General features: G+C 64.1%; 23 protein-coding genes. 19 read left to right on the top strand and 4 right to left on the bottom strand.

Features of this window, described 5'->3' with window-relative positions:
- Positions 1-47: 47 nt before the first annotated feature.
- From JST30_06860 to JST30_06900, 9 genes are all read left to right on the top strand, one after another.
- A complete protein-coding gene (locus tag JST30_06860; protein ID MBS1714042.1) occupies positions 48-1,058 on the top strand; it encodes an iron ABC transporter permease in 1,011 nt (336 codons plus the stop codon).
- A gap of 8 nt (positions 1,059-1,066) precedes the next feature.
- The gene (gene hslU / locus JST30_06865; protein ID MBS1714043.1) at positions 1,067-2,488 is read left to right on the top strand and encodes an ATP-dependent protease ATPase subunit HslU; all 1,422 of its coding nucleotides are present in this window, start codon (positions 1,067-1,069) and stop codon (positions 2,486-2,488) included.
- A gap of 59 nt (positions 2,489-2,547) precedes the next feature.
- The gene (locus tag JST30_06870) at positions 2,548-3,198 is read left to right on the top strand and encodes a hypothetical protein (GenBank protein MBS1714044.1); all 651 of its coding nucleotides are present in this window, start codon (positions 2,548-2,550) and stop codon (positions 3,196-3,198) included.
- Positions 3,195-4,379: an HTTM domain-containing protein gene (locus JST30_06875; GenBank protein ID MBS1714045.1), complete on the top strand. Its 1,185-nt coding sequence runs from the start codon at positions 3,195-3,197 to the stop codon at positions 4,377-4,379. Before JST30_06870 ends, JST30_06875 begins: the two co-directional genes overlap by 4 nt.
- Before the next feature lie 3 nt (positions 4,380-4,382).
- Entirely contained in the window at positions 4,383-5,294 is a 912-nt protein-coding gene (locus tag JST30_06880; GenBank protein ID MBS1714046.1) for a hypothetical protein, read from the top strand.
- Entirely contained in the window at positions 5,281-5,739 is a 459-nt protein-coding gene (locus JST30_06885; protein MBS1714047.1) for a GAF domain-containing protein, read from the top strand. Before JST30_06880 ends, JST30_06885 begins: the two co-directional genes overlap by 14 nt.
- Before the next feature lie 213 nt (positions 5,740-5,952).
- Entirely contained in the window at positions 5,953-7,191 is a 1,239-nt protein-coding gene (locus JST30_06890; protein ID MBS1714048.1) for a hypothetical protein, read from the top strand.
- Positions 7,191-8,510: a hypothetical protein gene (locus JST30_06895; GenBank protein MBS1714049.1), complete on the top strand. Its 1,320-nt coding sequence runs from the start codon at positions 7,191-7,193 to the stop codon at positions 8,508-8,510. Before JST30_06890 ends, JST30_06895 begins: the two co-directional genes overlap by 1 nt.
- A gap of 427 nt (positions 8,511-8,937) precedes the next feature.
- Complete coding sequence (locus tag JST30_06900; GenBank protein ID MBS1714050.1) at positions 8,938-10,080, top strand: heavy metal-binding domain-containing protein; 1,143 nt, start codon at positions 8,938-8,940, stop codon at positions 10,078-10,080.
- Position 10,081: 1 nt separating this feature from the next.
- Here JST30_06900 and JST30_06905 read toward each other — a convergent pair whose 3' ends face one another.
- Positions 10,082-10,618, bottom strand: coding sequence for a transposase (locus tag JST30_06905; GenBank protein MBS1714051.1), 537 nt, complete (start codon positions 10,616-10,618; stop codon positions 10,082-10,084).
- A 175-nt stretch (positions 10,619-10,793) separates the two neighbouring features.
- Here JST30_06905 and JST30_06910 point away from each other — a divergent pair, with 175 nt between their 5' ends.
- Positions 10,794-11,351 (top strand): GNAT family N-acetyltransferase, encoded by a 558-nt coding sequence (locus JST30_06910; GenBank protein ID MBS1714052.1) that lies wholly within the window; start codon positions 10,794-10,796, stop codon positions 11,349-11,351.
- Between the two features lie 3 nt (positions 11,352-11,354).
- On the opposite strand, the gene ychF is transcribed toward JST30_06910, so the two are convergent.
- Together ychF and JST30_06920 are read right to left on the bottom strand one after the other, a co-directional pair.
- Entirely contained in the window at positions 11,355-12,404 is a 1,050-nt protein-coding gene (gene ychF / locus JST30_06915) for a redox-regulated ATPase YchF (protein ID MBS1714053.1), read from the bottom strand.
- Positions 12,401-12,631, bottom strand: a complete 231-nt coding sequence (locus tag JST30_06920) for a hypothetical protein (GenBank protein ID MBS1714054.1) — start codon at positions 12,629-12,631, stop codon at positions 12,401-12,403. Before JST30_06920 ends, ychF begins: the two co-directional genes overlap by 4 nt.
- Here JST30_06920 and JST30_06925 point away from each other — a divergent pair.
- From JST30_06925 to JST30_06960, 8 genes are all read left to right on the top strand, one after another.
- Complete coding sequence (locus tag JST30_06925; GenBank protein ID MBS1714055.1) at positions 12,618-14,267, top strand: ribonuclease J; 1,650 nt, start codon at positions 12,618-12,620, stop codon at positions 14,265-14,267. The genes JST30_06920 and JST30_06925 overlap by 14 nt on opposite strands.
- Before the next feature lie 64 nt (positions 14,268-14,331).
- The gene (queC, locus tag JST30_06930; GenBank protein MBS1714056.1) at positions 14,332-15,021 is read left to right on the top strand and encodes a 7-cyano-7-deazaguanine synthase QueC; all 690 of its coding nucleotides are present in this window, start codon (positions 14,332-14,334) and stop codon (positions 15,019-15,021) included.
- A 2-nt stretch (positions 15,022-15,023) separates the two neighbouring features.
- Positions 15,024-15,725 (top strand): 7-carboxy-7-deazaguanine synthase QueE, encoded by a 702-nt coding sequence (locus tag JST30_06935; protein ID MBS1714057.1) that lies wholly within the window; start codon positions 15,024-15,026, stop codon positions 15,723-15,725.
- Between the two features lie 23 nt (positions 15,726-15,748).
- A complete protein-coding gene (locus JST30_06940; protein MBS1714058.1) occupies positions 15,749-16,219 on the top strand; it encodes a hypothetical protein in 471 nt (156 codons plus the stop codon).
- 61 nt (positions 16,220-16,280) lie between these two features.
- On the top strand, positions 16,281-16,991 hold the full coding sequence (locus JST30_06945) for a hypothetical protein (GenBank protein ID MBS1714059.1): 711 nt from the start codon (positions 16,281-16,283) through the stop codon (positions 16,989-16,991).
- A gap of 55 nt (positions 16,992-17,046) precedes the next feature.
- Positions 17,047-19,080 (top strand): 4Fe-4S dicluster domain-containing protein, encoded by a 2,034-nt coding sequence (locus JST30_06950; GenBank protein ID MBS1714060.1) that lies wholly within the window; start codon positions 17,047-17,049, stop codon positions 19,078-19,080.
- Complete coding sequence (acpS, locus tag JST30_06955) at positions 19,077-19,442, top strand: holo-ACP synthase (protein ID MBS1714061.1); 366 nt, start codon at positions 19,077-19,079, stop codon at positions 19,440-19,442. The genes JST30_06950 and acpS overlap by 4 nt, the downstream gene beginning before the upstream one ends.
- Positions 19,443-19,705: 263 nt before the next feature.
- The gene (locus JST30_06960; protein MBS1714062.1) at positions 19,706-20,956 is read left to right on the top strand and encodes an imidazolonepropionase; all 1,251 of its coding nucleotides are present in this window, start codon (positions 19,706-19,708) and stop codon (positions 20,954-20,956) included.
- Here JST30_06960 and JST30_06965 read toward each other — a convergent pair.
- On the bottom strand, positions 20,841-22,154 hold the full coding sequence (locus JST30_06965) for a hypothetical protein (GenBank protein ID MBS1714063.1): 1,314 nt from the start codon (positions 22,152-22,154) through the stop codon (positions 20,841-20,843). The genes JST30_06960 and JST30_06965 overlap by 116 nt on opposite strands.
- Before the next feature lie 58 nt (positions 22,155-22,212).
- Between JST30_06965 and JST30_06970 the strand changes: the two genes are divergently transcribed.
- A complete protein-coding gene (locus JST30_06970) occupies positions 22,213-22,770 on the top strand; it encodes a redoxin domain-containing protein (protein ID MBS1714064.1) in 558 nt (185 codons plus the stop codon).
- The last annotated feature ends 33 nt before the right edge of the window (positions 22,771-22,803 follow it).

A 22,803-nucleotide genomic window follows, 5' to 3' on the forward strand; every position in this document is an offset into this window, starting at 1 on the left:
CCTGTCCGGTACGGCCGTTCCCGAAAGCCGCCGGCCATAATGGTCCTGTGGCGGAGGCTCGCTTTCCCTGGAGGGCCCTGGCGGGATGGTGCGCCGTCGCTCTCGCCGCGTGGTGCCTCTATCTGGCCGTGGGATCGGTCCCGGTCCCCTTCGGCGACCTCCTCCGCACGTTGTTCCATGCCGGCTCGGGCCGCGACGCCGGGCTCGAGACGATCGTGTGGCAGATCCGGATGCCGCGCGCCCTCTATTGTGTCGGTGCGGGAACCCTGCTCGCTTACGTCGGGACAGTGTTCCAAGCGCTGTTCCGCAACCCCCTCTCCGAGCCGTACGTCATCGGGGTGGCGAGCGGCGCCGCCGTCGGTGGGACGACCGCCGTCCTCGTCGCCCTTGACTCGGGGCTGGGCCGGGTCGGGTTCTCGGCCCTCGGTGCCGTCCTCAGCCTGGGGTTCGTCCTGGCGATCTCGAAGGGCCGGCGCTCGCTCGACGTCCAGACCCTGCTGATCGGCGGGGTCGTGGCGGGTTCACTGCTGTCCGGTTGGACGACCCTGAACCTCGTGTTGGCCGGACAAGACTCTGGCAAGGTCTTGTGGTGGCTCCTCGGGAGCACGACTCCGATGTTCTGGGACCGGGCTCTGGTGCTTGCGGCCGTGGCGGTCGTCGGGTTCCTTCTTTTGTACCGGACGTCAAGGGCCTTGAACGCGATGGCGGTCGACGAGTTCGTCGCCGGGACTCAAGGGGTGCAGACCCAGCGCTTGAAGCTCACGGCTCTCGTCGTCGGTGCCGTCGCGACGGGGGTCGTGGTCGGGACGGTCGGGATGGTGGGGTTCGTGGGCCTCGTCGCGCCCCATATCGCCCGAAGGATGGTCGGCAACGACGTCAGGGTCGTCATGCCCGTCTCAGCGGCCATCGGTTGTTCCCTGTTGTTGTGCGCCGATCTCTTGGCCCAACGGCTCAAGCCGGGTTACGAACTGCCGCTCGGCGCCGTTACGGCCGTCCTGGGCGCTCCCGTCCTTCTCTGGCTGTTGCGGTCTAAGGGTCGGACAGCGCTCCCATCATAATCCCGTCCATGTCCTTGCCCATCGAAGACCTGACGCCGCGACAGATCGTCGCCGAACTGGACAGGTACATCGTGGGGCAGGACGCCGCCAAACGGGCCGTCGCGGTCGCACTCCGGAACCGTCAGCGGCGCCAACGGGTCTCGCCCGAAGAACGGGACGACATCGTCCCTAAGAACATCCTCATGATCGGGCCGACGGGCGTGGGGAAGACCGAGATCGCCCGACGCCTTGCCCAACTGGCGAGGGCTCCGTTCGTCAAGGTCGAAGCGACGAAGTTCACTGAGGTCGGCTATGTCGGACGTGACGTCGACAGCATGATCCGCGAACTGGTCGGGAACGCGGTCCGCCTCGTCGAAGCCGAGCACCTTGCCGCGATCCGACCCGCGGCGCAAGAGGCTGCCGTAGACGAAATCGTCCGTTTGCTCGACGAACAGGACCATCCGGACGATGCGAACCTCTCTTGGTCGCCGCTCCCGTTCTTCGGCCATGCGGTCGAGGACGACGGAGAACACGACTCTGAAGAGTTGCGGGCCCGGGCCGAACAGCGGGAAGCCGAGCGGGACGAACGCCGGGCCAAGCTCGCGGACGAAGTCCGGCAGGGGGTCTACGACCGAAGGACCGTCGAGGTCGAAGTCGAGGAGCCGCAGAACAACTTCCTGCAGGTCTTCACGCCGCAAGGCATGGAAGAAATGGGGCTCGAGGGCCTACCGATGGGAGGGGGCACGCGAAGGTTCACGCGCAAGGTCACCGTCGCGGAGGCCAAAGAGATCCTGGTCGAGGTCGAAGCCAAACGGCAGACGGACACGGTCGCGGTCAACCGAGAGGCGGTCTACCGCACCGAACAGACCGGGATCGTGTTCGTCGACGAGATCGACAAGGTCGCGATGAAAGGGGGCGGATCTGGTCCGGAAGTGAGCCGGGAAGGCGTCCAGCGCGACCTGTTGCCCGTGATCGAAGGATGCACCGTTCAGTCCAAGTTCGGGCCCGTCCGGACGGACCACGTCCTCTTCATCTGTGCAGGCGCGTTCCATGTCAGCAAACCGAGCGACCTGATCCCAGAACTCCAGGGCCGCCTTCCGATCCGGGTCGAACTGGAAGCGTTGACCCAGGACGACTTCCGCCGCATCCTCAAGGAGCCGAAGAACGCCTTGACGAAGCAATACCGGCTGTTGCTTCAGACCGAAGGCGTCGAACTCGAGTTCACGGACGACGCCTTGGACGAGTTGGCGCTTATGGCCGCAGCCGTCAACGAGAAGACCGAGAACATCGGGGCCAGACGGTTGCACACCATGTTGGAGAAACTTCTCGAGGACGAGATGTTCGCAGCTCCGGACGGTTCGCCGCGGAAGGTCGTCGTCGACCGTATGATGGTCCAGATCCGGCTGTCCGGCCTTGTCGACGACCCGGACCGAAACCGCAGGATTCTTTGATCTTTCAATGGCCCGGCCAGGGTTTTTCCAGCCCTTTCGACTAGGCATACTACGGACATATGGATGACGGCGCGGCTGTCAGCCCCAAGCCCAAGAAGGGCGTCAACGTCCTGATCAAGCTGTTCGTGTTCTGGCACATGTTCGCGATGTTGAGTTGGTCGTTGCCGAACCCGCCGAACGCGGTCGCGAACGGGATCCTGCCGGCGACGACCGAAAACGTCTGGAAGTACCCGGTCGACTACGCGCTCCTGGCGAACGCCCAGTTGCACGCCCGCCACGCCCCCATGTACGGTTACATGTTCGTCAGCGGTCTTTGGCAGTACTGGGACATGTTCGCACCGAACCCGAGCGACACCGACCTCTGGTGGGACGCGATCGTCACCTACGAGAGCGGCAGGGTCGAGGTCTTCAAGTATCCGCGCATCTACACGATGCCGATCTACGAGAAGTATTTCAAGGAGCGGTATAGAAAGTATCTGGAGAGGGTCAATACCGATGCGAAAGATTCGTGGAAGCGACCTGCGTTCGCCCAGCGCGTCGCGTTGCTCAGTTACGACGACCCGAACGACCCGCCCGTCGAAGTCCAGTTGAGACGTCACTGGCGGACCTTGGAGTCCATGGAGAAAGGCGTGCCGGAGAAGGAGAGCGAGTTCGTCCTGTTCCGATACCTGGTCGACCAGGACAAGCTCAGGAAGGACGCCGGGAGATGAAGTGGCTGAAGTCGTTCGATAACTCGCTGTTCGGTCAAACGTCGCCCGTGACGATGGGCGTCCTTCGGATGATCACCGGGTTCCTAGCCTTGTTGAACTTCCTGTTCCAAGCCGGGCAGTTCACGGACTGGTACACCGAGAAGGGTTACTATCCGGTCTGGCAGGCGCAAAAGTGGGCGGGCGGCGACGTCAATCTGAACCTCCTGTGGAACGTGACCGACGCCCGGGTCACCCTCGCCCTGTACGTCGTGCTTTGCGTTTCGGCCTTCACGACGATGCTCGGTCTGTGGACGCGAGTGTCAAGCATCCTCTTGTTCGTCCTCACGGTGACGTTCCACCACCGCTGCCCGGACATCCTGAACAGCGGGGACACCCTCCTTCGCCAAATGTGCTTCTTCGTCATGATCGCGCCGAGCGGAGCGGCGTGCTCGCTCGACCGCCTGACCGCCCTTTGGAAGGGCAAAGCCCCGCTCGTGCCTCCCCTCGTCTCGATCTGGCCGCAGAGGTTGTGGCAGTACCAAGTGACCATCGTGTACTTCACGACCGTCTGGCACAAGTGGACAGGATCGCACTGGCGCGACGGGACGGCGACGTGGTTCGTGCCTCAATTGCGCGAGTTCGAGCGCTTTCCGGTCCCTGCCTTCTTCGACCATCAGCCGATGGTCGCGGTCACGACCTACGTCACGCTCGTCATCGAGCTCGGCATCGCGTTCCTCGCTTACAGCAAGCCGTTGAGGAAGTACGTTCTGATCGGGGGCCTGATCCTCCACGCCGGAATCGAATACCGCTTCAACATCCCCCTGTTCGCGTTCGTCATGACCAGCACGTACCTCTCGTTCTACTACGGAGACGAAGTCACGGTTTGGGCCAAGCGGCTGGGCCAAAACCTGCGGCGCTTGCGGGTGAAAGTCCTGACGCCCCAAGGCACGTCTCTCGACCCCGCAAAGGGTCAGGCCCTTGTGTCCATGGACGCGTTCGGTCTCGTCGACTTCGAGCCCGGCGACTCGACCGGGTGGAAGGCGGTCGGCCCGGGCGGACACGAACGCGACCCTTATTCCTCGGTCCTCAAGACCGCTCCAGCAGCCTGGCCGCTCGCCCTTGTGCCCCAAGCCTGGAAGCGGCTGATGGACGGAAGCCTGACGAAGGCCGCGAAAACAGAAGCGCCTCACGTACAATCCTAGGGCGTGCGGTACCGCCTGAAGGACATTTTTCCCGGACGCCGGCCTCAAGCGCCCGTCCTTGAGATCAGCCGGGACACCTATCTTTCGGTCCTGGCGGCCACTGCCGTCCTTCCACCGCTCGACCGCATCGTCCACAAAGACGGGCAAGACGGAGCGGTCCGCGGCCTGGGGGTGCCCCTTCGCGAGGGGGCGACAAAAGACGATTTGTCGTCTCCTTTGGAGCGCGGCGTCTATGCCTTGTCGACGATCGACCAGAAGACGGTCTTGAAACTGCGCGTCGTGTCGAAAGAGGAAGCCGGCTTCGATCCGGAAGCTGTCGCCGAAAACGCCTCTCGGCTGGGAATCGCGGAGGAGACCGCCGCAAAGATCCGCGCCACTTGGTCCCTGCTCCAAGTGACGGTCGAATCCTATGACCCGCGCACCTATCCGGCCCTCGACTTTTTCCTTCAGGTCGCGGCGCGTGCCGCACTGTTGACGCAGGGCGTCGTCGCCGATCCGCTCGCCCACCGGTACCTCGATCCTGCGACGTTTCCGACCGCGACCGGACCGGACCGACCGTTCCACGTCACGGACCATGTGTCCATCGGCTCCCGCCGAAAGGACGCGGGCACCTCCGTCTACACTCAAGGCCTTCTAAAATTCTCGAGGCCCGAGATCGAAATCACCGGATTGTCCGATGCGAGCGTCGGGACGGCGGCGTTGTTCTTGACGTCGCTCGCTTCGACGGTCATGGAAGGGAAGTCCTTGGATCCGGGCGACCGGTTGATCGATTCGGAAGAAGGACTTCAGGTCGCGGTAGGCGGGCTCGACCGGGGACAATGGGACGGAGTCCCTTGCCTCGAACTGATCCCGGTGCGGACAGGCGGGCTGGGTGCGGCCCTGGACAAGTGGAGATCGGACCATGTCACGGACTGAATTCACAGACATCTTAGAGCGACTCGCGAGCACTTCCGACGCCGGTTTCGCGTTGCGCGAAAGGGCGATGCGGGAACTGGACCGGCTCGACGGCTACGACTGGTCCGGGATCTACTTGTTAGAACCTTCGGACCATGGACCCGGCGAGCTCGTGCTCGACGCCTATGTGGGCGCGCCGACCGACCACGTCCGTATCCCTGTCGGCCGAGGGGTGTGCGGGACGGCCGTGGCGACGGGGAAAGACCAGGTCGTCGACGATGTCTCCGCCTTGGACAACTATTTGTCCTGTTCGGTCTCCACCCGTTCGGAGATCGTCGTCCTGATCCGCAAAGGCCCCGAAGTCCTCGGCCAGATCGACGTCGACAGTCATCAGAAGGCCCGCTTCGGGCCCCAGGACGAAGCGTTCTTACGGGACCTGGCCGCGCTGCTCGCCGACCGCTGGTGACGGAGTCGGGTCCTGACGCAAATCGGTCGCACGGGAGGCAAGGAGTTTTTCCCGGTGGTCGTTGAAGGTGCAGATCGCTCTGAGGCCGTACACGTTCGCGACGTCGACGGCCTGGTCCCACCGTCGAGGGTTCAGCTTGCGGTCCCGGCAGGACTCCGACCCGTGGTCGTATCGCGGACAATCTTGGCAGTCCATACTCGTCCTTGTAGACAGATGATCCCAGTATTCCTTGCCGCTACCGTCTCCGTACAGTCGTCCCCGGCCAAGGTCACGTTTCAAGACGGCGCTTTTCTCGTATCGGGAGCGCTGGGAAGCGAAATCGTCGCGATCCAAAGGCCAGCGGAAGGGTCCGGTCCCGTGGACCGGAAGTTAGGCCGGTTCCGGACGACGGTCTCGGGCAAGACCGTGACGTTCGATTCCAAGGGATTGACGGTGACGCAGAAGAAGGCGGTGACGTCCCGTCTCAAGGCCGTCCCTACGAGCGGAAAAGTCGCGACGAAGGAGTCCAACGCCGAACTGATGCGGCTGGTCGCGGAAGGCAAACGTCGACTCGAAGTGAGCGCCCTTTCCGGATGGGAGTTGGTGGGGACCGACCTGTACCTGTTGCTCCGATGGGACGACGTCCAGAAGAAGCCTTGGTTCGAGGCCCTGATGGTCATGGACTTGTCGAAGCCCGCCCCGGAGGCGCGATTGGTCGGCAAGTTCTCGTGCCTTTCGTTCGGACAGGGTCCGGTCGACGACGTCCTGGTCTCGAAGGAAGGACACTTCCTGATCGTCGGTAACGGTAGCGACGGACTCGTCCTGAGCCGCTTGTCCAAGGACGGCGCCCTTCACGACGACAAGCTGGGAGGCGCGGTTTCGAAAGCCCGGTTCTTGCCGGACGTCCGAACGGCCTGGGCGTTGACCTCGACGCCCTACGGCACCAACGTCGTCAGCTTCTTCGACACGGACAATCCGGTCTTGCACACGGTGTCCGAGTTCCGGGGAAAGATGAAGAACATCCTCGAACCGGCTTACGCCGTGTTCGAGTCGGGAACGGGCCTGTCGATGGTGAACATGGTTTCTGGCGCCGTGCGGAGCATGCCGAAAGACAGCGACCAACAGCAGACCGCGAACGGGCTCTTGGTCTGGTCGCCAGCGTCCAAGCCGACCCATGCCGAACTGCTCGACGGCAGCTTCCGGAAACTGACCGAATGGAACGGCACGACCGAGCCGGCGGTCGCTCCGAACGCCGGAGCGCCTTCCAAGTCAGGGCCGGCGTCGGCTACCGTCCGGGCGGGCGCACCGAAACCTCCGACCCCCAAGGCCGGCGTCACGAAGCCGGCTGCCAAAAGCTCAACGAAGAAACCGCCGACGAAACAGCCGTCGGCGAAGCCTGCCGTGAAGAAGCCAGGAAAGGTGAAGACGAGACCGAAGATCGAGGTCCGTTCCCACCCTAGCGGCCGGGGCTGATGCGCGTTTTCTTCTCGGCCGGGGAGGCGAGCGGCGACGCCTACGGGGCGGCGATCGTCCTGGCCATGACGGAGCTCGGGGCCTTCAGCGACAGGGCCCTTGCGCACGGGCTGGTCGGGTATGCGACGGGTCTGTCCGAGAAGGACGGTGACGTCAAGTCGGCCGCCGAATGGATTTCCGGCCTTTATTCGAACGACCCTGCCGTTGGGTTCCTCTCTCGGGTCGGTTCCGGAAGCCTTAGCCTTGCAGACCTCGAGGCCGAGGTCACAGCCGACATCGGATCGGGACTCATCGACCGTCATCGGCTCCTTTCCGAAACCGTGTTCGCGATCGGTGGACGCCGGCTTCGGGAAGCGGGAGCGGCGATCGTCGAAGACAGTTCGCAGTGGGGCGCGGTCGGCATCACCGAATCTCTCAAGGTCGTGCCCAAGGTGCTTTGGGGGTATGACGAGGCCAAGAGGAGGTTGACACGGCACGATCCAGGGCTGTTCGTGCCGATCGATTTCGGTTACGTCAACATCAAGCTCGCCCGTCGGGCGAAAGCCGCCGGTTGGAAAGTGCTGTACTTCGTTCCACCGGGCAGTTGGCGTCGGGACAAGCAGGGTGCAGACTTACCTTCCGTGACCGACGCGATCGTGACGCCCTTCCCCTGGAGCGCGGACATCTTGAGAGGCATGGGCGCAGACGCGCGGTTCTACGGCCACCCGCTCAAGGCGATGGTCGCCAGCGTTCCGGACGTCGAGGAGCGGTCGGGACTGACGCTGTTACCTGGCAGCCGGAACCATGAGATCAAGCACAACCTTCCCTTGATGGCGGCCGTCGCGAAACAGGTCGAGGGGCCTCTCCGTATCGGCGTCGCGCCGAATCTGAGGACAGAAGACGTCGAGCGGCGCTGGAAGGGCTTGGAAGGCCCTCCTGCAGAATTCGTGAAGGACGGGAGGGCCGCATTGAAGGCGAGCCGGGCGGCGGTCGTCTGTAGCGGTACGGCCACTCTTGAAGCGGCGCTGTGCCGATGCCCGATGGTCATCGTCTACCGGGTCTCGAAGTTGATCGAGATCGAGGCCAGGATCCGGAAACCGAAATTCGGCTTCATCGGCCTCCCCAACATCGTTTTGGACCGCGCCGTGGTCCCCGAACTGATCCAGCACGACGCCACGGTCGGTGCCGTCCTTTCGCACGTGTCGGCCTTGTCCGTCGACGGGACGGCTCGAAGTCTTCAACTCGAAGCCTTCGAGGAAATCGACGCCGCATGCGGCCCGACGGACTGCTTCGAGCAGACGGCCCGGCTCGCCATCGAACTCTCAGGCGGCCTGCCTTAGGGCGTGGTCCCAGCCCAGGGAACGGTCGGGCGGATCAGCGTGTTCGAATAAACAGATCCTCATCAGCGAGACGACCGGCCAATGAAAGGCCGCAGCGATCTCGACGGACCAGGCGAAGAACGAAAGAGTTAAAGCGAGACGCGCCGGATCAGACGAAAGGACGATTCGGCCTCTTTTTTTCTCCAAGGTACGGCCCGATGGGACGAGCGGCCCGCCAGACCTCTAGATTCCTGAAAGGGAACCAATGATAGGGACAGGCGAACCTTCGGAAGCAAGTCGCGACCGGCGACCCAAAGCTCGAAGGAAGCTGCAACGAATAACAGTCGCTGCGTCGGATCTGTCCTCTCCGTCTGACGCGGCGCTTTTTATGTGTCAGCCCCCACATTGCGACGGCCCAGGCCGTCGGAGCCCCGTGTAGAATCCGGCCATGCCTGTCATGACGGGACTCTCCGGAAACGAAATGTACTGCCTCCACAAGAAGGGGATGTCCCCGGGAGAGCTCGTCATCGGGAACAGCGTTTACAGCCTGGGTGTGATCGGCGGAATCGGAGCTGGACTCAAGACCTTGGCGGGGGGAGAGGTCGAACAGATCACCCATTTGATCCATGACGGTCGCAAGGCCGCCTTAGACCGGATGACGGCATGGAGCGACCTACGCGGCGCGGTCGGGATCACAGGCGTGTCGAGCGAACTCGTCATGCACAGCGGGAACATCGAGTTCCTTTCGATCGGCTCGGCCGTCCATCGGGACGGCTTCGAGGCGACGCACCTCGAGTTCACGTCGTGCGCCGACGGCCAAGAGCTGTACTGTCAACTCGACTGCGGTTTTAAGCCCGTTCATTTCGTGTTCGGCAACGTCGCTTACTCGATCGGAGTCGGCGGCGGGATCGGCGGAGCCTTGCGGAGCCTTGGCCGCGGCGAAGTGAAGGAGTACTCGGAGATCTTCAACGTCACTCGTCACTTGGCCCTGACGCGGATCATGGACGAAGCGAAGCAGGTCGGTGCCAACGCCGTCGTCGGGATCAATACGTCCATCTTTCCTTTCGGCGGAATGCAGGAGATGATCATGATCGGCACCGCGAGCCGTCACGACGGCCTTCCGCCGGAATACGACCAGAACCCGATCACGAGCGACCTTACGAACGAGGAGATGTGGAACATGATGCACATCGGCTGGATGCCGATGCAGCTCGTCCTCGGGGTTTCGGTGTACTCACTCGGCCTCGTCGGCGGTATCACGGCTGCGTTCAAGAGTCTCGGCCGGGGCGAAATCGAAGAGCTCACGAAGCTCATCTACGACGCTCGTGAAAACGCGCTTCAACACATCATGCGGGACGCGACCGCGTGCGGAGCCGACGACGTCGTGGGCATCAAGACGTACGTGTACGAACTGGGCGGCGGGATGATCGAGTTCATGGCCATCGGCACGGCCGTCAAGAGGATGCCCGCCGCCAAGACGCTGAGCGAGCACCTGCCGCCGCAAGCCGTCATGCGCGACAAAGACACCTTCTACAACCTCGCCGAAAAGTCGATCGGACGGAACCTCAACGAACCGTCCGGGGCACGATAGGTCAGAAGTCGTCGACGACATGGACGCGGTCGGTCCGGAGGTTCATGACTTTCCGGACGAACAGGGCGGGGGCGTTGTCTTCGAACCAAGCGGCCGAACACCACGGATAGTCACGGGCTCGTTCGACGAGCCCGTGGCGCACGGGATTGTTGTGCACGTAAGACACGCGGGCGAGGTACGAAGACTCGAACGTCAGTCGTGTCCGCCAGCACCGGAACCAGACGGAACGCCCCCTGGCACCGTCGTGCCGGTTCAAAACCTCTGTCGACGTCGCCTGAAAGGCCGATTCGACGTCGTCTGGTTCTCGGCCGACATGCTCTCGCGCCGTAACGATGAAGTGAACGTGGTTCGCGAAAAGAGCCCATGCCTGCAGGTTCCAACCCGTCTCGTCGGAGGCTGCGGCCAGGCTGTCTTGGAGGATCGCGAGCCGCTCTGGGCCCTGGAACAGAGGCTGCTTGTCCCGTACGGCGACCGTGACAAGACAAGCACCTTCTTGGGGCAAACGCTTCACGGGCTCGTGCTTCAAGAAGACGTTCATGTGCGGGTTGTGAGGCACCTTACACGCAAAAAGTTCTCATGATCGGGAAGTCTGTGTCGTGAATTCGCATGAAATCGTTCAAAGGGCCAGTCGGTCTGGCCCAGTGTCGCACCCTCCCGTTGGGCTCAGGTTAAGGCCGGACCGTCGTCCCACGCCGGCTCGGCCATAATCCTCTATGGCCATTGGCTGGCAAGGCCGTCTCGTCCGGCTCGTCCCCCTCGACATCGAGAGGCACTTCGAGAACGTCGTGCGTTGGATCAACGACCCGCGCGTGACGGAGTGGCTCCTGGTCGGCGACTTTCCCCTGACGAGACTCGCCGAAAAGGACTGGTTCGAAGCGCGGAGCCGGCCCTCGGAGACGGACGTCGTCTTCGCGATCGAAACGTCGGACGGCAGGCACATCGGGACTTCGGGCGTCCACCAGATCTCCTTCCGTCACGGTACCTGCACGACGGGCAGCCTGATCGGCGAGGTCGGGGAATGGGGAAAAGGTTACGGCACGGACGCCGCCGCCGTACGCGCCCGGTACTGCTTCGACGTCCTCGGGCTCCGGACACTCTTCAGCGGCTACCTCGACGGCAACGACGCCTCCCGACGAATGAGCGAGAAGAACGGATACCGGGAGTGCGGCCGGATGCCCCAGAAGTACTGGAAGCGCGGAGCCTATCGCGACGAGATCGTCGTCTGCCTCGACCGTCCGACTTGGGAAGCCGCGACGTCCGGCCAAGGCTGACGTTCAGCTCTTGTTGCGGATGTGCAAGAGGTCGCCGTCCTCGATGACGTGGTCTTTACCCTCCAGCTTCATCTTATTGGCCTTGTACGCCGCGTCGAGCGACCCGCAGTCGGCATAGTCCGCATAGGAGACGACTTCCGCGCGGATGAAGCCCTTGGCGATGTCGTTGTGGATCGTGGCAGCGGCCTTCAGCGCACTCGAACCCCGGCGTAGCGGCCAAGCGCGAGTCTCGTTTTCGCCCGCTGTAAAGAACGTGACGAGACCCAACGCGTCGTAGATCGCCCGGATCATCCGGTTCGCGGCGGGTTCGGTCAACCCCATAGACGCAAGGAACTCCGGCTGGTCGGCGGGCTCGAGCTGGGCGATCTCTTCTTCGACCGTCGCGCAGACCGTGAACGCCTGTGTCCCGCCTTTGGCCAGTTCGGCGATCTTGGAAGCCAAAGCGTCCACACCCGAAGCATCCTCCCCGACGTTGAAAGCGACCACGCACTGCTTGCCGCTGAGGAACTGATAGTTCCGGACGATCTTCTGCTCCTCGTCGTCGAGTTCCATGGCGCGGATCGGCGTGCCGTCCTGCAGGGGCCCGTGAATCTTGGTGAACAGGGCCTTCTCGAGATAGTCCGGGGAGCCCGGGTTCTTGACGGTCATCGATTTCTGGAGCCGCTCCAGGCGGTTTTCGACGATCCCCAGATCGGTCAAGACCATTTCGACTTCGACGGCTTCGAAGTCACGGACGGGGTTCACGGTGTCGTGATAGGGGGAGACAGGGGAATCGAACGCCCGGACGACATGGAGGAGAAGGTCGCATTGGCGGGCTTGGTCCAGGAACCGTTGGCCGAACATTTTGCCGCTCGGCTGGATGGACTCGAGGTCGTCGTCGAACACGACCGTCGCCGGCGTGACCTTTTTCGGCTTGACCTGGGCGACGATGGCGTCGAACCGGACGTCCGGCACAGGGACTGCCGTCACCGTGCCCTTGGCGTGCCCCTGGGCGGCGGCCCGGTAGAGCGTGGACTTGCCGGACTGCGGGAAGCCGATGATGCCCGCCTTCACTTCGAGGCCCTCTCGAATTCGACCTGGACGGGCTTGTCTTTCCAGGCGTTCGGCAGCACCCAGAACGCGAGCAGGCTCGCGACCAGCAAGGCCAGGGGCAGCCACGGGAACGGACGGGGCTTCACGCCGAAGAGGATACCGTCGGGCCCGACCGAGCGGACTTCGGGCCGCATTTGGTCCCCCGCCTCTTTCGGGGCGGTACTCTCGCCCGCAATGCCTTGCGTCAAGATCGTCCCCCTCGGCGGGTGCGGTGAGATCGGAAAGAACTGCACCGTCGTCGAACAAGGCGACGACCTGATCGTCATCGACGTCGGACTCGCCTTTCCTCACGAGGAGCACTACGGGGTCGACATCGTCGTCCCCGATTTCACGTACCTGATCGAGAACAAGGACAGGCTCCGTGGCATCTTCCTGACCCACGCCCACGAAGACCACGTCGGAGCCCTCTCGTTCCTCTTGCCCCAGGTTTCGTGCCCCGTGTACGCGACGCCCTTTACCTCCGCCCTCGTCAGGAGCAAGCTCGAAGAACGGACGCACTTGAAGGACGTCGGCATCGAGACCGTCCAGCCGGGCGACACGGTGACGGTCGGAGACCTGAGCGTCGAGTTCGTCCGCGTCACGCACTCGATCCCGGAAACGTGCGCCCTCGCCGTCCACACCGTCCACGGCATCGTGCTCTTCACGGCCGACTTCAAGTTCGATTTCACTCCAGTCGACGGCAAGCTCTCGAACATCTCCCGACTGACAGAACTCGGTCAAGAGGGCGTCGTGCTCCTGTTGAGCGATTCGACCAACATCGACCGTCCGGGTTGGGGCCCGAGCGAGTCCAGGGTCACCGAGGGCCTGCGCAAGGTCGTCCAGAACGCCCCCGGCCGTGTCTTCGTCACGATGTTCGCGAGCAACATCCACCGGATGCAACAAGCCATCGACGTCGCCGTGGAGACCGGTCGGAAAGTCGCCGTCACGGGGCGGCGCATGGAACAGACCATCGACATCGCCCGGCGCCTCCAGTACTTGCGGATGCCGGAGGGCGTCTACGTCAAGCTCGACGAGATCGGGAAGCACGCGTCGCACGAGTTGCTCGTCCTGACGACGGGAAGCCAGGGCGAGCCCATGGCCGCACTCTCCCAAATGTCCCGGAACGAGTATTCGCGGGCGAGGGTCGTGGAGGGCGACACGATCGTGTACTCCGCTCGACCGATCCCTGGAAACGAAGGCGCGATCTGGCGGACGGTGAACCGCCTCTTCAAGATGGGGGCGAACGTCGTCACGGACAGCGACAGCCCGATCCACGTGAGCGGCCACGCGTACCAGGAGGAGATCAAGATGATGGTCAACCTCGTCCGCCCGTTCTACATCGCTCCTGTCCACGGCGAGCCGCGCCACCAGCACATTTTCAAGAACCTTGCCGAAGCGATGGGTTGGCCGTCGCACCGGATCTTCGAAATGTCCAACGGGGACGTACTCGTGATCGATGACGACAAGGCCGGGTTCGACGGCACCGTGGCCCACGGCGAAGTCCTCATCGACCAACACGGCAACGTCCCCGTCACCGACGAAGTCCTGGGCCAACGGGCGTCGCTCGGCCATGACGGCGTCGTCGTGGTCAGCGTCGGGCTCGATACGGAAGAGGGTGGTCTCGTCGGACGTCCTGAAGCACAGATCCGAGGCTTCTCCGGCCCGGTCGACGTGGTCGAAGACGCCTTGGACGAAGTCTGCACGGCGATGGCCAAGCTCGTCCCGAACGAGATTCGGGACGTCGACAAAGTCCGGGCTACGATCTTGGAGACCGTCCGACGGACGATCAACCGAAGGTGCCAACAGCGACCGGTCGTCGTCGCGGCGGTCGTGGAACTGGATTGACCGGGGCCGGTTGGTCCCGGCCTTGCCGACGCGTCGCTTGGACCGGGGCTACCATGTTCCGCGGATGCCCGATGCCGTCGTCCTCCTGAGCGGAGGCCTGGATTCCGCCACGACCCTGGCCATCGCCATGGACCAGGGGTTCACGTGCCACTGCCTGACCGTCCTCTACGGCCAACGGCACGAAGTCGAGGTCGAAGCCGCGAAACGGGTCGCGAGCGCGCTCGGTGCGGCCGCTCACAAATTCGTCAAGGTCGATCTCCGCGAATTCGGCGGCTCGGCGTTGACCGATGACATCGAGGTCCCGAAAGACCAAGAGGATTCGAGTTCCGTACCGGTGACGTACGTTCCCGCCAGGAACACGGTGATGTTGTCGTTAGCCCTAGCCTATGCCGAGGTCACGGGCTCTTGCGACGTCTTCATCGGCGTCAACGCCGTCGATTACAGCGGATATCCCGACTGCCGTCCCGAGTTCATCGAAGCGTTCCAGTCCTTGGCCCAGGTCGCGACGAAAGCGGGTGTCGAAGGCCGCCGCCTTCAAGTCCATGCGCCCCTTGTCGACCTCAAGAAGCCAGAAATCGTCCAGGTAGGGTTGCGGCTCGGAGTGGACTATGCGCTGACCCACTCGTGCTACGACCCCGACGCCCTTGGGCGTGCTTGCGGGCACTGCGACTCGTGTCTCATCAGGGGCCGGGCCTTCGGAGCGCTGGGTCTGCAGGATCCCGCGCTCGTCCATCTCGGAGCGGGCGCGCCGTGAGCATAAAGGCAGGTCAACGGCTCAGGATCGCGGAAACGTTCACGAGCATCCAAGGAGAGGGGATCTGGTCCGGTGTGCCGAGCACGTTCGTGAGGGTCAGCGGCTGCAACCTTCGCTGTTCCTGGTGCGACACGCCCTATGCGAGTTGGCGCCCAGAGGGCGACGTCCGCGACGTCGACGACGTCGCACGGGAGGCGCTGTCCTCGGGTGTCCGTCACATCGTCTTGACAGGGGGCGAGCCGATGCTGTTCGACGCCATCGTACCGCTGGCCGCCGCTCTTAAGGCCGAGGGCCGCACCGTTACGGTCGAGACCGCCGGGACCGTGTTCCGTGAGGTCGCCTGTGACCTGATGTCGATCAGTCCGAAGCTGTCGAACTCTGCGCCGGACGGGCCGGAACGCGGACGCCACGAGACGGTGCGGGCCGATCTGGATCCGTTGGCCGATCTGATCCGCCGTTACGACGTCCAACTCAAATTCGTCGTCGACCCGGACAGCGGGTGGGGCGACCTCGACGAGATCGACGCGATCCTCGACCGCCTCCCTCCCGTCCCGGCCGATCGGACGCTCCTCATGGCCGAAGGCACGGACCCTACGACCCTGAGCCGGAGGGAAGCGCTCTTGGCTCCTGTGCTGGTCGAGCGGGGCTGGCGACTGTCGCCGCGGCTCCACATCGGAATGTTCGGGAACCGGCGGGGGACGTGAGGATGGTGTATACAGGCAGACCGATGTCCCGGACTTCCCTCCTCGCCGTCGTCGCTCTGTTCGGGGCCGCAGCCTGCACTCCCCCGTCGTCGAAGGGCGGCGCCGCCGTCCCGTCGAAACCGGCGAGCCGGGCCGAGAAGTTGGCGGGCTCTTGGTCGGGCAAAGCCCCGGAGTCCGAGGACAAGGCGCGGACCGGTACCGAGAGCAACTTCCTCGCCGAACAATTGGGCGGCTATAGGATCGAACTGCAGGCGGACGGGTCCTTCTCCTCGAGCTGGAGGGGCCTGACGAAGGACGGTACTTGGGCGATCGATGGGGACACGTTGGTCTTGAAGATCGAGAAGGTGCTGGGAAAGACCCGGGGCGAGACCAAGGCCGCCGATTCCCCGTTGTTCGACCAGGACACCCGGCTCGAGATCACCGACGGCGACCAGACGCTGAAGCTTTCCCAGAAGGACGGGAACAGCCTTCCGTTGCAGTTCAAGAGGGATTGAGCGGGACGTCCTGACCGTTTTTGACGCTGTTCGGCCGTTTGTGTCGTATCAATACTCAAGAATGACGGTGGCCGACAAGTCCACGATGCCGATCGTCAGCCTGACTTACGACGGCACCCAACTTTGCCATTCCGAAACGGCCTTGGCCGACTTGGAACGGTACGGGATCAAGGCGACGTTCTATGCCGACCCTGTCCCCTTGTTGGACGGTCTGCCGACATGGCGGGACGCCTGCAGGTCAGGGCACGAAGTCGGTAACGGGTGCCTCTCGGCGTCGGTGTCCGAGGCCGGGTTGCTCGGTGCTTGGACGGTCGACATGTTGACCGACGACATCACGGAAACGGACGCGCTCATCCGCGAAGTCTTGCCCCTTCAGCAATCGTTCTCGATCGCGTTCCCATGGGCGACGGGCCACTCCGACGCGATCGGCGACGTCCGCTCGGCCGTCGCGGGCCATCACGTGGTGTGCCGCTCGGGCGTTCCAGGCTTGAACGCCATGGACGACCCCGAACTCGCGTATCTCAAATGCGTGCACATGCAAGACCTACAGGGGCGCGACATCGTGGAGATCGTCCGCGCCGGAGTCCGTTCGCGGTGTTGGACGATCCTGGCTTTTGACGGCGTCGGATCGGGCGACCGTAGCGTAGACGGCAAAGCCCACCGCGAGTTGTGCACGTGGTTGTCCGACAACGCCGATCTGGCCAAGGTCGCCACCGTCCGGGACGCCGCCCGGTCGTTCGTCGACTCGCCCCGCGGCCTGCGGCTGGCTTGAGCCCGGACCTGCCCTGGCAATTCGTCGGCCCTTTCAGTAAGAATCGGGTTTCGACGTGGAGCCGACCCGCACCGAGTTCCTGCACATGGAGGCGCCGGGATTCCGGACCGCCTTCTACCTTCTGACCGCCGCGAGCCTGGCCGTCATGTTCTGGCAGTTCCTTGGGCCCGCCAGGCTTTGGATGAAGGGCAAACCCCTGACCTGGCAGCCGGACGTTTTCAGACAGTTCTTCGACAACGTGCTCGGCCAGCACCGGGTCAAAGGATCGCGCCCTCGGACAGGCGCCCCGATGCACCTCATGATCTTCTACGGGTTCGTCGCCCTGTTCCTCGCGACGACCCTGCTCGCGGTCGCGACGTACGGCCCATTGATCGGGATCCCGAACTTTCACAAAGGCGGCTATTACATGGTCTACGAGACCGTGTTCGACGTCCTTGGCCTGTTCTTCGTGGCGGGGCTCGTGTGGGCCCTCGTCCGACGGGTCCGCGAAGACCGGAAACAGAAGTCGGCCGATCCTGAGGGCGCCGTCCCGCTGACGACCGAAGCCAAAGACTATTGGGCCCTGACGGTCCTCCTGATGTTGGGCGTGACGGGATATCTGCTCGAAGCGGCCCGTATCTCCAACCATCCGCAGGACTGGGACTGGTGCTCTCCCGTCGGGTTCGCCCTCTCCAAGCTCGCACCGTCGCTGCCTGACGCGGCGTACGTCGGGGTGTGGTGGTTCCATTTCGCGTGGGTGTGGGCGTTCTTCGCCTTCCTCCCACAGATGCGGATCAAACACATCGTGACGGCGACGCTCAGTCTCTCGGGGGCGCCGGACCGACCCATGGGCGAGCTCGTTCCGGTCTCGATGAAAGAGGTCGAAGAGACCGGCAAGATCGGTGTCTCCCATGCGACGGAGTACAGCCGATGGCACTTGCTGTCGCTCGACGCCTGTATGTCGTGCGGGCGGTGTACTGAAGTCTGTCCGGCCCACAACGTCGGCAAGCCGCTCAATCCCAAGAAGGTCGTCGCCGACATCGCAGGGGCCCTTCGGACAGGTGCGGTCGTCTCCGACGCGGCGACCGAAGAGGCCCTTTGGGACTGCACGACCTGCAACGCGTGCGTCGAGGCCTGCCCTGTCGCCATCCGTCACGTCGACCTGATCGTCGACGCCCGCCGGTATCTGGTCGCCGAAGGCAAGCTCTCCGGTACAGGTGCGACGATGTTGCGCCAAGTCGGGTCGACGGGCCACGCTTGGGGCGCGGCGCCGGACGTCCGTGAAGACTGGATGAAGGGGCTCGACGTCCCGCTCGCCCGCGACGGTGACGGTTTCGACGTTCTGTTCTGGGTGGGCTGTGCCGGTGCGACCGACCCTGGCGCGGTCAAGACCACGAAGGCCGTCGCCGATCTTATGAAGAAGGCCGGCGTCCGTTTCGCCTGTCTTGGCTCAGAGGAGACCTGCACGGGAGACGCGGCCCGTCGGGTCGGAGACGAGTTCACGTTCCAAGCCCTCGCCGAAGGGAACATCGCGACGTTCCGCAAGTACGGCGTCAAGAAGGTCGTCACTCCGTGCCCTCACTGCTTCAACACCCTTAAGAACGAGTACCGTCAGTTCGGCGCCGAGCTTGAGGTCCAACACCACACCGAATTCCTGCAGGAGCAGGTCCAGCGCGGGGTGCTCCGGCCGGCCTCGCCCGAACCCGGAAAGCTCGCGTACCACGATCCGTGCTATCTCGCCCGGGTCAACAACGTCAGTGACGCCCCACGGTCGCTCGTCGGAGAGGACACGTCCCTCGATTCGGCCCAGTCCGAACTGATGCGGGCGGCAACGGAAGAGGTGCAGGCGTCGAGCGTCTTGGCCGAACCCGTGCAACACGGCCGCAAGACCCTGTGCTGTGGCGCAGGCGGAGGGCGCATGTGGTTCGACGAAGAGCCGGGCCGCCGCCCTAGCGACCGTAGGATCCGGCAGCTCTTGGACACGGGAGCGGAGGAGATCGCGGTGGCCTGTCCGTTCTGCAGGATCATGCTCGACGCCGGTTTGAAGGGCATCGACGAGAACATCCGCCTTGTCGACTTGGCGGAAAAGCTCCACGAGGCGAACCGTTGATCGTCGGGCTCGGCGTGGACATCGTCGAGACCTCTCGCATCGCAAAGGCCATGCAACGGCGTTCGTTCGTCTCCCGCGTGCTGACCGAGGGCGAACGGCTGCGGCCCCTCACGGTCGCATACGTGGCCGGACGATGGGCGGCCAAGGAAGCCGTCGCGAAGGCGTGGGGCCGTCCTTTGACCTGGCACGACGTGGAGGTCTTGACGTCTCCGGACGGCTCACCGGAAGCGCGCGTGTTGACCGGGACGCACAAAAGCGGACGCCCCGTCAAGTTGACCGTCAGCATCTCGCACGAAAAGGGCCATGCGGTCGCGGTCGCAGTGATCGAAGGCACCGACGTTTCCGGTCCCATCGGACTTTGACCCCGGCCACGGGTCCAGGGCCCCCGGGCCCGACCGCGTTCGAACGCCGCCCTACCAAGCCCGCAACCCCGCACCAGACTGGGTCCGCCCCCACGCCACCCTCACCCCGGGGTGACGGGGAGGTGTCGGCGAGGTGACGGTGAGGTGAGGGGAGATGCGTGCTGTCAGGTCGCCGTGCCGTTCCGTCCACAGCGTCTTGGTGACTCCGCCCTCTCCGTCGTACGCGGCGATGCCACCGTCGTCGGGAGGGGTAAAAGTCGTCCGTGCGGACGAAGATCCTGAACATCGGCCAACTCGTGACGATGGCAGGTCCGGAAGGGCCGAGACGTGGCTCAGAAATGGGCAGGATCGAAGTCGTCGAAGGGGCTGGGATCGTGATCGACGGCGGGACGGTCGCCCATGTCGGTCCAACGTCGGAAGTCGAGGGACATATGGCCGACGAGACGGTCGACGCCGAGCGCGGCGTGGTCTTGCCCGGCTTCGTCGACGCCCACACGCACATCGTCTTTGCCGGACAGCGCGCGCCCGAGTTCGAGATGCGGACGCAGGGCAAGAGCTACCAAGAGATCGCAGCCGGCGGCGGAGGCATCCGCAACACGGTCCGCGCCACCTGGGCCGCGACGGAAAGCGACCTCGCCAAACTCACGGCCAGACGGCTCGACGAGGCGCTTTCGCTCGGGACGACGACGCTCGAGGCCAAGTCGGGCTACGGCTTAACGGACGAGGCGGAAAGGAAGATCCTGCGCGTCGTCCGCGACGCCGACGGCCATAAAGGGATGACGCTCGTCCCGACCTTTTTGGGCTTGCACGCGACGCCTCCGAACGCGGAAGCCGACCATGACGCCTACGTCCGGCACATGATCGAGGACGTCCTCCCCTCGGTGGCGACCGAGGGCCTCGCACGTTATGCGGACGCGTTCATCGAGGACGGTTACTTCACCCACGACGACGCGCGGCTGCTTGCGGCGAAATGCCGTGAACTCGGTCTCGGCGTCCGGTTGCACGTGGACCAGTTGACCGACGGAGGGGGCGCCCGGCTTGCGGCCGAGTCAGGTGCGGTCACAGCCGACCACTTGGAGCAGACGGGCCCCGAGGGATTCAAGGCCCTGGCCGGGTCGGGGACGTTTCCGGTCCTCTTGCCGGCGAGCGTCCTCGGTCTGGGATTGGTCCGTTATCCGGACGCCCGTGGGATGATCGGGGCGGGACTTCCCGTCGTGCTCGCGACCGACTTCAACCCGGGTTCCTCGCCTACGCTCAGCATCCCGCTCGTTATGTCTCTGGCGTGCCGCCTCATGAAAATGACGCCTGCCGAAGCGTTGACGGCCGTGACGGTCAACGCGGCCGCCAGTCTGGGCTTGACCGACAGGGGACGGCTCGTCCCAGGTCAGCGCGCCGATCTCAGCCTTTGGCGTTTGAGGGACTGGCGGGAGGTGGCTTACTGGATGGACGGCCCCCGCCCCTGTGCCCTTTGGACTTCGGGGCAGCGGCGGTCCCCTGACCTGGCTTGTCCCTGACATAGAGCAGGTGTAAACGGCAAAGTTCGTCGCGCTCGCGATACCCGGGGCCGATGGTCTGAGGCCTGCGGCCTTCGTTGCGACCCATGTGGATGTCGTTGTCGTAGTTGAACTCTGCTTTCAGTTCTGCACCTTCGGGAAAGGCGACGGGGTCGTTGTAGCGGTAGACGCCGGGCCAATACGGCTCCCACCGTCGGGTCGCGAACAGGAGCCTTTCCTTCGACCATAGGCGGATCGAGGTGCAGTAGAACCGGGCTTCCGGGATGACCGCGAGCAGGCGCGTGTCCCGCGGCAACTTTCCGATCGGGTTCAGGACGAGGTTCCCGGGCGCGGGGATCTCGAAATCCTCGTCGGAGATCGTGAACCACTCGGGCTCTTTGTCGTCAGTGGAGCGGGAAAAGTACAGGGCGATCTCGAAGTCGGCGCTTTCGATGCGGCCGCGCGGGATCGTCATGCATTGGACGACCAACGCGGTGCCGTCCAAGGTCATCGACACGCCCTTGGGGAGCACCCAGCCCGGGTATCCGGAAGCCCAAGTCCCGACATATTTCTTCGCGTCGACGTCAAGGCTGCCGCCGGTCGTATAGCCCGCCGCTCCTTTCGGAGCTTTGAGGAGCCAGTCGCGGGCGACGGCGATGGTCACGCCACGGACGGCTTCCGGTTGGGCGACTTTGACGTCGAAGGCCCGCAGCCGTTTGCCCGCGTGCGGCCCGAGGGGCACGACGAAGGCCTTCCAATACGGCCGGCCCTCTTCGGGAAGTTCGCCCGGCGAGACCGGCTTCACCACCGCGTCGGGCTTACCGAGCGCCCAGGAACCAGGTTCCGGAGCCGCTTTGGGCTGAGACGCCTCGCCCTCTGGCGCGCCCGCTTGGATCCATTTTTGGAGCAGGACGGCCTCGTCGTCGGTCAGGGGGCCGCCCCCGAGGCAGAACTCGCCCGCGTCCGAGAAGGCCCCACAGGGCGGCATCGAACGCGTGAGCATCATCCTGTTGCAGAGGTCGGCGCGCTTTTTGACCTGGGCGTACGTTTGGAGGGGGAACGGCGCCGATCCTCCCTTGACATGGCACGACAGGCACTTTTCGTCGATCATGGGCTTGATCGTGCTTGTGAACGTGACGGCGTTCGACCCGGTCGGAGCGGACTGGAACGACCCTAGGGTCATGGCCGTGGCGGCTACGGCAAAGAGGACAGGTTTCAAGGGCTCGTCCTAAGGTACCGCAACTCCTGACCGCCGCGAGGCGTCAGAATCAAGACCCATGACCGCGCTGATCGCCCTTGCCGCCATTTTGGGACAGGACGCCCCTCCCCGTCTTGCCAAGCAGGATCTGGCCGACATCGAAGGCAAGTCCGTGTCCTTGCCTGCCAAGGACGCGAAAGCGACCGTCCTCCTGTTCGTGGCCGTCGATTGTCCGATCAGCAACAGGTACGCGCCGGAGATGCAGCGCCTTTACAAAGACTTCCACGAGAAAAGCGTCACGTTCGTCCGGGTCTATGTCGACGACTCGGTGAGCACGGACGACATCCGGAAGCACGGGGTGGAGTTCAAGATGCCGAGCGCCGCCGTCTTGGACGGAAAACACGCGCTCGTCAAGCAGTTGGGGATGACCGTCACGCCCGAGGTCGCGGTGGTCACTCCGGACGGCAAGCTCCAGTACCGGGGCCGTATCAACGACCTGTACATCGAACACGGCCGCCTGCGCGAAGGCGACGTGAGGCAAGACCTGCGGGTCGCGATCGAAGAAGTCCTCGCGGGTAAGACCGTCAGCAAACCGTTCACGAACGCGATCGGCTGCGGCATTCCAGACGGCGACTGAAGGAGCGGTCGGGCCGGGTCAGTCGAACGGCCG

Source organism: Armatimonadota bacterium, from assembly GCA_018268395.1.
In the GTDB taxonomy this organism is placed as follows: Bacteria; Armatimonadota; Fimbriimonadia; order Fimbriimonadales; family Fimbriimonadaceae; genus JAEURO01.